The sequence below is a fragment of the Methylocaldum sp. MU1018 genome, from assembly GCF_053646775.1.
In genome coordinates this window covers 2,931,437-2,944,234 of record NZ_CM132195.1, presented here as the reverse complement: position 1 = coordinate 2,944,234, position 12,798 = coordinate 2,931,437, and the positions used below count along the sequence as shown (strand labels likewise).

Here is a 12,798-nt window from a genome sequence, read left to right as displayed (position 1 = left end):
TGTGGAAGTTAGCCCGCCTTGGATTTCAAGGCGTGGCCGGTAAGATTTTTCCCCAGGTCCCAGATGGCTCCCGGAACCTTGTGGCAGTCGGCGATGACGTCGTCCAGGGCGGCGAGGATCCACTGCGTGTCCTTGTCGTTGATCACCAGCGGAGGCAAAAATTTCACCACGTTCATGCCGTGCCCGGCGACTTGGCTCAAGATGCGATGATTCTTGAACAGCGGGATCGTGATCATCTGGCTGAACAACCCTTTGTTGGCGGTTTCCAGCAGATTCCAGGCGGCTTTCAACGAGAAGCTCCTGGGCGAGCCGAATTCAAGAGCGATCATCAGGCCCTTGCCGCGGGCTTCCTGGAACAATTCGTACTTGTCGACCAGATTTCGCATGCCGGCCAGAAGTTCATCCCCGCGGCGGGCAGCGTTTTCCACCAGGTTTTCGTCGTCGATGACCTTCAGGGCGGACAGTCCGGCCGCCATCGCCATATTGTTCTTGGAGAAGGTCGAACCGTGGACCACGGCGCGGTCCATGCGGTTGAAGACGGCGTCCATGACGTGCTTGGTCATCGCCACGGCGCCCACCGGGATGAATCCTCCGGACAGGGCCTTCGCCATCAGGATCATGTCGGGCTTCACCCCCCAGTGCTCGATGGCCCAAAACTTACCGGTGCGGCCGATGCCGGTCTGAATTTCGTCGGCAACGAAAAGCGTTCCGTATTTGGCGCACAAGCGAGCCGCTTCAGGCAGATAACCGTCGCTCGGCAAATTGACGCCCTTGCCCTGGATCGGCTCGACGATGAAGGCGGCGACGTCTTTACGGCGCAACGCTTCGTCCAGGGCTTTGATATCGTTGAACGGTATGGCGATGCATTCCGGCAGTAAAGGCCCAAAACCTTCGCGGAAGACTTTTTCGCCGTTAAGCGAAAGCGCGCCCATGGTCAAACCGTGGAATCCGTGATCGCAATAGACGATCTTTTCCCGCTGGGTGGTGTAACGGCTGAATTTGATCGCCGCTTCGACGGCTTCGGCGCCCGAATTGCAAAAGAACATTTTGCTGAGGTTGTCGGGGCTGTGCTTCAGGATTTGCTCCGCCAGCAGGCCGCTGAGCACGGACACGTCCATCTGCACCATATCCGGCAGCTCGCTTTGCAGCACGTCCTGAAGGGCCTGAATGATCTCGGGATGATTGCGGCCGAGCGCGAATACGCCGAAGCCGCTCAAGAGGTCCAGATATTCGTTGTTCTGATCATCATAAAGATACGGGCCACGGGCTTTCGTGTAGATGCGGTCATAGCCGATGGCCTTGAGCACCCGGACCATTTGGGTGTTCAGGTAGTTTTCGTGCAGCTCGAAGTTCTTGCCGCGATGGGTGGCCAGCAAATCCGTAATGTAGGTGGACATCGAAACCTCGGGAATTATATCTAGGGCTAAAAAGACGCTCGAATTTTACACGATCAACGCCGGTGGGAGACCTTCAGCATACTGAAAGCGGGGAGTACGACCATGGCGCAGACCAGCGTGAGCAAGAGCCCGATGGTCAGAAGCATGCCCATGCTGGCGGTGCCCTGATGGGTCGTGAAAGCCAGACTGCCGAAGCTGAATACGGTGGTCAGCGAACCGTAGAATATCCCCTGCGCCTCGCTGGTGCTGAGCAGGTTTTCATCGCTCGAATGCAAGTAGTGCAGACGATGCGCCATGTGAATGCCGTTGTCGACGCCGAGGCCGAAAAGCAGGGGCAGGGCGATGATGTTGGCGAAATTGAACGGAATATCGAGCAGCACGGTGGTGGCGGCGGTAAACAGGGATGCCAGCAGCAAGGGCAACAGTACGAGCAGGGTATCTTTCAGGTTCCGCAGAACCAGCAGTAACAGTACGGTCGTGGCGACGAAGGCAATCGTGAACGCCTCCTGAAAGGCCTTGATGGCCTCGTTCATGGATTCGAGATAGGCGACCGGCACGTCGGTCACATTCTTGTCGACTTTTTGCGCTTCCAGAATGAACTCCCGCAAATTTTCGAGATCGTTCAAGTCTTTTTTCGGAAAGATTTGCAGGCGGTATAGTCCGTCGGCGCTGACCCAGCGGCTTCTCAGATCGTCGGGCAGGGTTTCCATGGAAATGGGACGGGCTTTAAGGCTATCGCGAAGCTTGGCGATGGTGGCCGGAAGCGGATCTAAAATGCTGTCCTGAAGTTTGTCGAGTATCTCTTGGCGTGTGCTTTCGTCGGTGGTCTCGATGCGGGCCTGCAACTGCGTCAGAGCTTCGTCCAGGGCTTTGAGCACGCCGTCTTCGCCGGCCGCAGAACGGTCTCGCACGATCTGGTGAAACGTCTCGATCGACTTGGGGGCGACGTCGTCTTGGACAGGCGGCGGGAAATTGTCGAGCTGTGGGCCCATGATGAGCGCCAGATCGCTGATGACGGCGAGCTTTTCGTCCTGATGGTCGGGGATGAAGTCGAAGATGCTGACGACTTTGTCGACCGAAGGCAGGGCTTTGAAGCGGGTTTCCTTGGCTTTGACTTCGGCTTCGCTTTGCGCCAAGGAGGCCAGCGTCATGGGGGAGGTGTCTTCGAACTGCAACAAATATTTAAAGGTTTTGACCGATTCGGTATTGGGATCGCGCAGATTGATCGGATTGAAATCGACGGTTATGTCGCACAGCAGCCCGGCGGCGATCAGGCCTAGGATGATGGTGATCACCCGGATCGCGGGCGCATAGCGGATCGGCCAGTTGGAGAGCAGGAACGAAGAGTCGTTCTTTTCCTTATCGGGACGTTTCGGTTTCAACGGCATGACTTTCAGCAGCGCCGGCAGTACCGTGAACGTCGTCGCCAGCGCGATGAACATGCTGGTGCCGGCGATAATGCCGAGTTCCGCGACGCCCGAATAATTGGTCGGGATAAAGGCGTAGAGACCGGTCGCCGCGGTGAAGGTGCACAGAACGAGCGACGAGCCGGTGGACGTCAGGGTGTCCCGCAGGGCTTCCCGCTGGGATAATCCGCGCAGGACCAATTCCCGGAAGCGCAGACAGAAATGGGACGAATAGGCATCGCCCATGCCGATGAACAGGACTGCGAAGCCGATGGAGATCAGGTTGAGCTGGCCGATGGCGACGGTCGCGAAACCGAGCGAGAAAATCAACCCCATGGTCAACGCGACGAAGGTGGCGAACATCAGCTTGAGCGACCGGTAAGCGATCCACAGGGTCGCGCAAACGAGAATCAGGGATACGACGCTGGCGATCGAAACGCCGGTGCCGATGGTCTGCATTTCTTCGTGCTCGAGCACCACTTCGCCGGTCTTGTGAACCCGCACGTCGGCAAGATCGCCTTGCAACACGCTCGCGACCACGTCGTCGATGGCCTTGATCGGTCTTTCGGCGGGCAGCATTTCGTTGAAATCGAGGACCGGCGTGATGGTGATAAACCGCTTGGTAACCCCGAGCCCCTCTTTTCGGGTGAGCATCAATTGCTGCCACGACAAGCGGTAAGGTTTTCCTTCGCTGGCTGCAACGGTCGCCTCGCGAATTTTCTCCAGCAAGGGGTTTAAATCGATCGCGAAGTCTTCTGCGGAAGTCTTCAGCGCTTCGCCCAGGATGTCGAGGAGACCGCCGAGACTGTTGTTCTCCGCGATGCGTCCCAAGAAAGGCTGGGCATTGGCAAGCTGGGCGGACAAATCCTCCAGTTCGTCTAGGCTCAGATACAACAAGCCGTTTCGAGCGAAAAACTCGCCTTCGTCCGGAATCTGAACCGACTTGATGTCGGTTGAATTCTGTCGGAGTTTATCGCCGATGCGTCTGACCGCTTCGGCGGTTTCTTCCGGAGTATTGCCTTCGACCAGCAGAATGATGGTGCTGACGTCTTGCGGAAATGCCTTTTCCAGTTCGATGCGATTCTGCTGGAACGGCAGTTTCGTGGAAATCATGTCCGCCGTGTTCGTGTCGACCTTCAGATTCTCGACGGCGTACTGGAGGGTGAGGCCGCTGGCAATTAAGAACAGCAGGATGACCAGCCATGGCCGATTGAGAAAATTTTCCTCCCACCAGTGAATGGACCGAATAAATAAGCGCTCGGTGGTTCTGCTCATCGATGTTTTGGTTGCGAGAGTTAACCGCCGGTGGTTGGCGGCGAAAGACGGAAATCGGGCCCCAAGAGGCGGGCTGTTCGGCGAAGCGTGTTTGCAGCGGCGTCGAAAGCTTTTCCGAGCCGGGCCAATGCAACGAATTCGCCGGGATGGCGCGATGCATATTTCAGGAGCTTCGAAAGGCTGACGTCGCCGCGTTCATCGACGGCAACGGCGACGGATCGGGGAAGCGTCATGCCGGCCGGATCGGCGATGGCCCGAATCGCCAGAAAAGGCACGCCCCGGGCCCGGGCGGCGGCCGCTACGGCCGCGCTTTCCATGTCGACGGCAATCGCGCCTTTGGCAGAATGAAGCATGCGTTTTTCGGCCGAACTCGCGATGATTTCGGGACTTCCGAGCAAAGGGCCGGCGGCGACGCTGAGCGCCGGGGCGAGGGCCTGTCGAACCCTTTCGTGCCAATCGGGGCAGACCGCATGCTCGACGTCTTCCGGTGTAACGATTCGTTCAGGCAATGCCAGATCGCCCGCCCGCAGGGCGGGGTCGAGAGCCGCCGCGCAGCCCCAGCTCACAAGTGCTTCGACATTGCGTTCGAGCAGGCGGGATGCCGCAATCTGCGCATGATTCGGACCGGTGCCGGAGACCGTTAACCAGTGACCTTCCGGCAGTTGCAGCAAACAATCGAAGCCCGCACGCCGACGGACGAGGGTGCGAGCCTCGGCCGGCAGCGCGACTATAAATCCGATGGATTTCACGCCGTGGCGTAGCGTTCGTTGCGGTAGCGGGCCAGCGCCCAGAGCGGAAAGAATTTGTCGTAGCCGTGGTATTTGAGATAAAAGACCCGCGGGAATCCGGGGGCGGTGAAGCAATCGTCTTTCCAGAAACCATCGGCGTTTTGAGTTCTGACGAGGTAGTCTATGCCGGCTTCGACTTCCGGCGAATCCGCCTCGCCTGCTGCCATCAGCCCGAGTAACGCGAGCCCGGTCTGGAAGGCCGTGCTGGTGTGAAAGCGGCCCCGGCGCTCCAGGTTCGTGTCGTGATAGGTGAGATTGTCTTCGCCCCAGCCGCCATCCGGACGTTGTACGCTTTTGAGCCAGGCGACGGCTTTCCGTACGCTGGGATCGGTTGTGGGAATGCCGGCCATTTCGAAGCCAGTCAGCACCGACCAGGTACCGTAAATGTAATTGGTGCCCCAGCGCCCGAACCACGAGCCGTCCGCTTCCTGTTCCTTGCGCAGATAGTCGATCGTACGATCCAGCACCGGTTTAAGATCCGGGCGTTGCTTCAGCATCTTGCCCAAGAACATCGCGCAGCGTCCGCTGACGTCGGCGGTGGGGGGATCGAGCAGTGCGCCGTGATCCGCGAAAGGTATGTTGTTTAGATAATAATGCGTGTTGTTCGCGTCGAACGCGCCGAAACCGCCGTTATCGGATTGCATGCCGGCGATCCAGTTGATGGCGCGAAGAATGTTCGCGTCGAACTCGCGGGTTTCGGCCTGGCTCAGGGCGTGGGCGACAACGGCGCTGTCGTCCACGTCGGGGTAATAGGTGTTCTCGAACTGGAAAGCCCAGCCGCCGCCTTCGAGATTCGGCCGGTTGATCCGCCAGTCGCCGGGTTCGTCGGTAAGCTGCTTGCTCGCCAGCCAGCGTAACCCTTGAGCCAAAGCGTTATCGATCTGCGGGTCTTTTTCAAACTTGTTGACTTCCTGCAAGGCCAGGCTGGCTAGCCCGGTGTCCCAGATCGGCGAGACGCAGGGTTGACAATAGGCGCTATCTTCGCCGATGACGAGCAGGCGTTCGATGGCTTCTTTGGCAATCCGGCGGTTCTCGTCCTCGGGAGGAATGCCCAGGTAGTCCATGGCCTCATAGGCGCTGACCATGGCAGGAAAAATGCCGCCCAAACCATCCACGCCGTTCAATCGGGCCATGAACCAATCGCGCGCTTTCTCGGTGGCTTTCCGCCGCATGGCTTTCGGGATGAGCGGTTCCATCAGGCGGCCGATGCGTTCGAGTGCCAGAATGCTTTTTCCGAGAGGCGTCTTTACGTGGCTGAAATAATTCTTCTCCTTTTCCGGATCGACGGTAAAGAGTTCGCGGATGCCGATCTTTCCCGGGTTGCGCGCTTTTACTTTGTAACTGCACAGAATGAACAAAGGCACCATTACCGTGCGCGACCAATAAGACACCTTGTCCAGGTGGAACGGGAACCAGCGCGGCAGCAGCATGATTTCCACCGGGATAAAAGGTACGGCGCGCCAAGGCACCTGCTCGAACATGGCCAGCATGATGCGGGTGAAAACGTTGGCTCGCGCCGCGCCGCCCTGTGCCAGAATCCATGCCCTGGTCCTTTTCATATGCGGGGCGTCGATGTCGTCGCCGGCCAGTTTCAGGGCATAATAGGCCTTTACGGTGCAGCTGATGTCGCCGGGACCGCCGAGGAACAGCGGATAACTGCCGTCTTCCTGCTGATGGGCGCGCAGATAGTTGGCGATCTTGGCTTGCAGTGACGGGTCGATTTCGTCCATGTAGTGCATCATCAGGATGTACTCGGCCGGAATGGTGCAGTCGGCTTCGAGTTCGAATACCCAGTAGCCGGTTTTGTGCTGCAATCCCAGCAGTTCCTTCTTGGCGCGACGGATAGCGTTATCCAAGGGCGATTCGAGGTAGGGCTTCAGTAAAGCGGTATCGAGCGAGGAAAGTGCAGTCGCTTCTTTCAACATGAGCAAGAAATCCCCTGTTTGTGGTTGGCTTCTCACGTATCGGTGCGGTGACCGACGGCCGGAATCCGTTGATCGCTGCGCGGCAAGCCGGTTCCCGCCAGGCGAAATGCGGCGCCGAGCAGGATATCGCTCGAACGCAGCAGGCGACTTGTGAGAACGGTCGCTTTCACGGCCCGGCGTGTGATCTTGACTTGCGATGAGGCGCTGAAATAAAGATTTTTATTGATTTTGCGCAGGGTGAGTACCGCCATGCCGAGCGCCCACAAGCAGAACTCCCGAAGTCCCGTTTCATGGGGCGGTATATAAAGGGTATAAGCAAGCGCGTTCCCGAGATGTCCGTGAGCGATCCCGACCAGTTGCTTGAATCCCTCGCAGAATCTGGGATCGCCATGATTCGGTTTAAGCTCGCGCAAATCGAACCCGCATGCGTCGAAAATTTCGCGCGGCAGCCAGCAAACACCGCGGGCGTGGTCGTCCCAGAGATCTTTGAGAATGTTGGTCATTTGCAGGCCCTGGCCGAACGACACGGCCAGTTTCATCATGTCGTCGCGATGGGCGGCGATCTCGGGGGAGTAGTGGCAGAAGAGCTTGGTCAGCATTTCTCCCACCACGCCGGCGACGTAATAGCAGTAGTCGCTCATTTCGTCCATGCTCGAAAGGCCGTGGCGCAAGTCGCGATACTGGAACTCCGCCATCCCTTTCGCCATGATTTCGACGCAGGTGGCCAATGCTTCCCGCTGCGGCGGATCGAAGCTATGGGTAATGGCGATGACCCTCGGAACCAACTGAATCAGTTCGTGCTCGGCCGGACTGGTGCTTTTCGAAAGGCATGGCTTGAGCGCGTCTCGAAGCCGCTCGGCGGCCTCGTTACCTTGAACCACTCTCACGAATTGCTGGCAAAATCTGCGTTTTTCCGCGGATGTGAATGCCGTTTCGTCTTCGATGGTGTCGACAATGCGGCACAACAGATAGGCATTCGAGACCGGCTTGGCCAAGACTGGCGGCAGTTGCGGAATGGTGAGCGCGAAGGTGCGGGAAACGCCTTCCAGGAGGTGGGATTGCAAGGCGTCATCGTCGCTCATCACGTTTGAATCTAAAGAAAGGCTTCCGCTTGTGCGGACGAGTGTTGCTCCGTTCAAGTTCAAAATTCCAACCAGTTTCTAGATGTGGTGTTCCGGCCAGTTCGTCTTGAGATAAGGCAGCAACGGTGCGCTGGACAAACCGCAGATTCTAGCCTTATTGCCCCAATCGTCAAGATGTGTTGTATTTTAACGAAATTTAGTTGAGGAAAATACAACTACAAGCTAGGATGTTCCATTAGAACTAATCCGAATGAATTTGGTTTGTCAAAATGTCGGAGAGACGATTTTTTGAATTCCAAAGCATATTGGTCAGGAATTCAGTTATGGTTTATAGTTCCCGGCGGTATGCCCTATACGCCGCCAGGGCGAATGTAGGCTGATTTTTAGTGAATTGAACTTGTCAACTCGGGGGAAGGTGAATGAGCGTTCCAATAAGGCAACAACTCAGCGTGGCGAAGTATCTTTTGCGCCAAAAGTTAAAGAGAAACGAACGTTATCCGTTAGTGTTGATGCTTGAGCCCTTGTTCCGTTGCAATTTGGCATGTGCCGGGTGCGGCAAGATCGATTATCCCGACGAGATCTTGAATCGTCGACTCAGCATCGACGAATGTTTGGCCGCTGTCGACGAATGCGGCGCTCCCATCGTTTCCATTGCCGGCGGCGAGCCTCTGCTGCACAAGGAATTGCCGCAGATCGTCGAAGGCATAATCCAGCGCAAGAAATACGTCTATCTCTGCACGAACGCGTTGCTGCTCAAGAAGCGTATCGATGATTACAAACCTTCCCCCTATCTGACGTTCTCGATACATCTGGACGGCAATCGCGAGCGCCACGACGCTTCGGTTTGCCAGAAAGGCGTGTTCGATCGGGCTACCGAGGCCGTGGAAATGGCTATCGCGCGCGGGTTCCGCGTCACCATCAATTGCACCTTGTTTCAGGGCGAGAACGCCGAGGAAATTGCAGCGTTCCTCGACTATTGCAAGAAGCTCGGAGTCGAGGGCACGACCATTGCGCCGGGCTTCAGCTACGAGCACGCGCCGCTGCAAGATATCTTCATCAAGATGCGCGACAGCAAGGAATTGTTCCGCAAGGTTTTCAAGCTGGGCCGCGGCCGCAAGTGGAAGCTGAACCATTCGAGCCTGTATCTGGATTTTTTGGCGGGCAATCAAAGTTACAACTGCACTCCCTGGGGTAATCCCACCCGCAACATATTCGGCTGGCAAAAGCCCTGTTATTTGTTGGTCGACGAGGGGTACGCGCCTTCCTTCAAGGCATTGATGGAAGAGACGCCTTGGCATAAATACGGCAACTCCAAGAACCCGAAATGCGCCAATTGCATGGCGCATTGCGGATACGAGGCGAGCGCGGTGGAAGATGCCGTGAGGAATCCCTTGAAAGCGGCTTGGGTCGCTCTCTTCGGGCCGCGCACCGATGGCCCGATGGCGCCCGAACCGGTGCCGGAATACGACGTGGAATCGGTCGGCGTCAAGGCGAGACCGGCAATTCGCATCGAGGCGATCGACTAATTTCGGTTCCGAAGCCGGCGGTACATGCCGAGTCGCAGTACCGCCGGCTTTTTCAGTTTCTCCTTATCTGTTTGCCTTTCCCGGCTAATCCGCGCTGCGAACGCGATTACGATTGCCGCTTTTCTTCCCGTCAAAGCCAGCGCGGCACCCGGCGTTGGTATTCCCGATATCCTTCGGCAAATAGGCCGATCAGCTTGGTTTCTTCATACGGGATAAAAAGACGATCGATGATGAAAAAGAAGCCGATCGGGGGAAGAAACAGCGACAGCGAGCCGACGAGAAAGGCTAATCCGATCAATGCCGTGAGTATTCCCAAATACATGGGGTTGCGGGTCCAGCAATAAGGACCTTCTTGGGCGAGCGCGGTGGGATCGCCGGTGGGGATGAACGTCGTTTGGAGAAGGCGGAACTGAAACAGCGCCGAGGTGCTTGTGGCAAAGCCCACGGCGATCAGTATGATTCCCAGGTCGGTCGTCTTGAAGTGCGGAATACCCGGAAACAGTTGGTTTAAACCGAAACCCAGACCCACAAGAGCCAAAGCAATGACGGGAGGCGGAAGGCGAATTATGTGTTGCATAATCGAATGGCCGAACGGAGTTGATTGGCAGGGCGATCATACGTTAGGTATCGGCGGCCTGAAAAGTCCATCGCTACTCTCGTCTCGCCGGAGAAAATGATCGAGATCGCTTAGCCGCCAACCGATGTTCGGCGCCCGCGCACAGAGAGCGGCGCTGATATCGTCGCCGAGATTTAAATTTCGGAGCGACCATTCGTCGGGATGGCCGCAAGATTCCGGGATCGCTTCCCAGCGGAGGATTTCTCCGGAAGCCAGGATGCATCGGGTGAGGCCTAATCCCAGCCCTCGTCCCACCGCTTTGATAAACGCTTCTTTGCGCGTCCAGAAATCGAAAAATGTCGCCAGGCGATCTGGTGCCGGCAACGAGCGCCAGTAGTCGCGTTCGGACGGGGCGAAACAGCGCTCCACCAGACTTTCGATTTGCGTAAGCGGGCGCCTGATCTCAAGGTCGACGCCGAGCGCCAGATCCAGCCCTACGGCAATAAGAGCCCGATCGCCGGAGTGGGAAACGTTGAATACCAGTCCCCGGTCGGGAGCTGTCCCGGCCAGCCGCGGTTTGCCGTGTTCGCCCAGTTCGAAGCGGATGGCATGCGGCGCCATGTCCAGATAACCCGCCAGCAGACACCGTAACGCGCCATGAGCGGCGATGAATCGTCGTTTGTGGGTATCGGCGCGGAACTGCAAGGCGCGATCGCGCTCGGCCGAGTCGAGCGTTCTCCAAAATACATCGCCATCGAACGGCATGGCGGCAAGATTCAACTGCCAAACGTGGATTTCGGTGCTCTTGGGGTGCGTAAGGGTATCGGGCCGGGAGTTCATGATGTGAAATTTCCGTTGGGTCGACGGGTAACGCCGTGCTCAGGGGCGAGCAATGCGACTGTCCTTCTGCAAACGCTTCAGTCTTGCTTCCGCCGAGTCGAAGCTCTCTTTTTTTTCTTGGGCGATTTGGGGGCGGGATGGCTTTCATTGCAAGTAAAACCTTAAAATTCGCTCCTCGTCTCGAGTTCGCCGTGAGGGACTGTCGCGTCATTCGACGGAATCCGTGGATTTTAAAGCAAAGCATCGCTCATGCTGCGGCGAACGGAGCGGATACCCAAGATTTCGGCCTTCGATAATCAAAATAAAATCGAATTTTCCTCCTGAAAAATCCGATAATAACCGATTTTCGGCGAGCGGCCTTTCCACGCCATCGATGTTTCCGTGACGGGATCATGGAGCGGCGCCGGCCTCGATCTTAATCAGATTAGACTTTAATATCAGGGTGGTTTTATCGATGAAACGCGCATTAGTGACCGGCGGCAGCGGAGCCATCGGCGGAGCGATTGCGCGGCGACTGGCCGATGACGGTTTGCATGTCATCGTGCACGCGCATAGAAATCAGGAAGGGGCGCTCCTCGTGGTCGAAGACATTCGGGCGCGAGGCGGGTCGGCGGAGACGGTAGCGTTCGACGTCGGCGACGGCGACTCCGCCGCACGAGTCCTGGAGACGCTCCTCGAAGCAGGGCCGATCCAGGTTTTGGTGAACAATGCCGGTATCCATGACGATGCGGCGCTGGCCGGAATGCGCCGGGAGCAATGGCGGCGCGTCGTAGAGGTTTCATTGAACGGTTTTTACAACGTCACTCAGCCGGTGCTTCTGCCCATGATCCGAACCCGATGGGGACGTATCATCAGCGTGTCGTCGGTGGCCGCGCTGATGGGGAACCGCGGGCAGGCCAATTACGCGGCGGCCAAGGCCGGATTGATCGGCGCCTCCAAGTCGCTTGCTCTCGAGGTCGCATCCCGCGGAATTTCGGTGAACGTGGTTGCGCCGGGAATCATTGAAAGTCCTATGATTTCGGAAGCGTTCAACCCCGAACTGATCAAGCAGTCGGTGCCCATGAAGCGCGCCGGAACGCCTGAAGAAGTGGCGCATCTGGTCGGCTTTTTGGCCTCGGACAAGGCGTCCTATATTACCGGGCAGGTATTTTCCGTGAATGGCGGCATGGCATGATTTCAGATCGAACGGAGCGCCGCAGTCCCGGCAAATGCGAGCCCTATGCCCTGGTAATCCCGGCTTTCAACGAGGCGGCGACGATCCGGGAAGTCGTGACGGCGGCGCTGCGATTCGTGCCTCGCGTCATCGTGGTGGATGACGGTTCGACCGACGGGACTTCCTCGGCTCTGGAGGGGCTCGGCATCGTCTTGCTCCGGAACGAAACGAATCTGGGCAAGGCGGCCAGCCTTTGGCGCGGCTTACGGCACGCATTGCGAGAGCGGGATGTCGCCGGCGTCATGACGATGGACGGCGACGGTCAGCACGATGCGTCCGAAATTCCCAAGCTTCTTCTGGCGGCGCGCCGGTTTCCGCGTCATATCGTCATCGGATCCCGGCTCTGGAATAAGGCCGCGATACCGCCGGCCCGTTATCGCGCCAACCGCTTCGCCAATTTTTGGATTGCCTGGGCTTCCGGGCAGCCGATCGAGGATAGCCAATCGGGATTCCGCGTTTATCCCGCGGAATTGATCCGCTCGGTCACCGTGTCTTGTGCTCGGGAGCGGAGTTTCGTTTTTGAAAGCGAAATTCTGATCGATGGAGCTCGCCTGGGGTTTTATGCCCTGCCGGTGCGCATCGGCACCGTTTATCGCGACAATTCGCGTCCCAGCCATTTCCGTCCGGTGGCCGATATCCTTCGGATTACGCGCATGGTGGCGTGGAAGCTGATCACGACGGGCTTGTATCCAAAGGGGCTTTGGCGCAGCTTGACGGTGCGCCCGATCGGCGGCGAGTAGCCCGGCTCCCGATACCGAAAATATATCCGGAAGCAGAAAATCCGATAATG

General features: G+C 57.6%; 10 protein-coding genes. 3 read left to right on the top strand and 7 right to left on the bottom strand.

Going from position 1 to position 12,798, the window contains the following annotated elements:
• Nucleotides 1-8: 8 nt before the first annotated feature.
• The 5 genes from ACWJKU_RS13510 to ACWJKU_RS13490 are packed head-to-tail and all read right to left on the bottom strand — an operon-like array spanning nucleotide 9 to nucleotide 7,873.
• Nucleotides 9-1,397 (bottom strand): aspartate aminotransferase family protein, encoded by a 1,389-nt coding sequence (locus tag ACWJKU_RS13510; RefSeq protein ID WP_454142922.1) that lies wholly within the window; start codon nucleotides 1,395-1,397, stop codon nucleotides 9-11.
• A 53-nt stretch (nucleotides 1,398-1,450) separates the two neighbouring features.
• A complete protein-coding gene (locus ACWJKU_RS13505) occupies nucleotides 1,451-4,078 on the bottom strand; it encodes an MMPL family transporter (protein ID WP_454142920.1) in 2,628 nt (875 codons plus the stop codon).
• Nucleotides 4,079-4,098: 20 nt separating this feature from the next.
• Complete coding sequence (locus tag ACWJKU_RS13500) at nucleotides 4,099-4,827, bottom strand: phosphorylase family protein (protein ID WP_454142918.1); 729 nt, start codon at nucleotides 4,825-4,827, stop codon at nucleotides 4,099-4,101.
• A complete protein-coding gene (gene shc / locus ACWJKU_RS13495; protein ID WP_454142916.1) occupies nucleotides 4,824-6,791 on the bottom strand; it encodes a squalene--hopene cyclase in 1,968 nt (655 codons plus the stop codon). The genes ACWJKU_RS13500 and shc overlap by 4 nt, the downstream gene beginning before the upstream one ends.
• Nucleotides 6,792-6,823: 32 nt before the next feature.
• Entirely contained in the window at nucleotides 6,824-7,873 is a 1,050-nt protein-coding gene (locus ACWJKU_RS13490; RefSeq protein ID WP_454142914.1) for a phytoene/squalene synthase family protein, read from the bottom strand.
• 419 nt (nucleotides 7,874-8,292) lie between these two features.
• Here ACWJKU_RS13490 and hpnH point away from each other — a divergent pair, with 419 nt between their 5' ends.
• Nucleotides 8,293-9,399, top strand: coding sequence for an adenosyl-hopene transferase HpnH (gene hpnH, locus ACWJKU_RS13485; RefSeq protein WP_454142912.1), 1,107 nt, complete (start codon nucleotides 8,293-8,295; stop codon nucleotides 9,397-9,399).
• A 130-nt stretch (nucleotides 9,400-9,529) separates the two neighbouring features.
• On the opposite strand, the gene ACWJKU_RS13480 is transcribed toward hpnH, so the two are convergent.
• Both ACWJKU_RS13480 and ACWJKU_RS13475 read right to left on the bottom strand, forming a co-directional pair.
• On the bottom strand, nucleotides 9,530-9,976 hold the full coding sequence (locus ACWJKU_RS13480; protein ID WP_454142910.1) for a methyltransferase family protein: 447 nt from the start codon (nucleotides 9,974-9,976) through the stop codon (nucleotides 9,530-9,532).
• Between the two features lie 36 nt (nucleotides 9,977-10,012).
• Nucleotides 10,013-10,795 carry a 4'-phosphopantetheinyl transferase family protein gene (locus tag ACWJKU_RS13475; RefSeq protein WP_454142908.1) on the bottom strand — a complete coding sequence of 261 codons (783 nt, stop codon included), beginning with the start codon at nucleotides 10,793-10,795 and terminating at the stop codon, nucleotides 10,013-10,015.
• A 454-nt stretch (nucleotides 10,796-11,249) separates the two neighbouring features.
• Between ACWJKU_RS13475 and fabG the strand changes: the two genes are divergently transcribed.
• Both fabG and ACWJKU_RS13465 read left to right on the top strand, forming a co-directional pair.
• Nucleotides 11,250-11,969, top strand: a complete 720-nt coding sequence (fabG, locus tag ACWJKU_RS13470; protein WP_454142906.1) for a 3-oxoacyl-ACP reductase FabG — start codon at nucleotides 11,250-11,252, stop codon at nucleotides 11,967-11,969.
• Entirely contained in the window at nucleotides 11,966-12,748 is a 783-nt protein-coding gene (locus ACWJKU_RS13465; protein ID WP_454142904.1) for a glycosyltransferase family 2 protein, read from the top strand. Before fabG ends, ACWJKU_RS13465 begins: the two co-directional genes overlap by 4 nt.
• Nucleotides 12,749-12,798 lie beyond the last annotated feature (50 nt).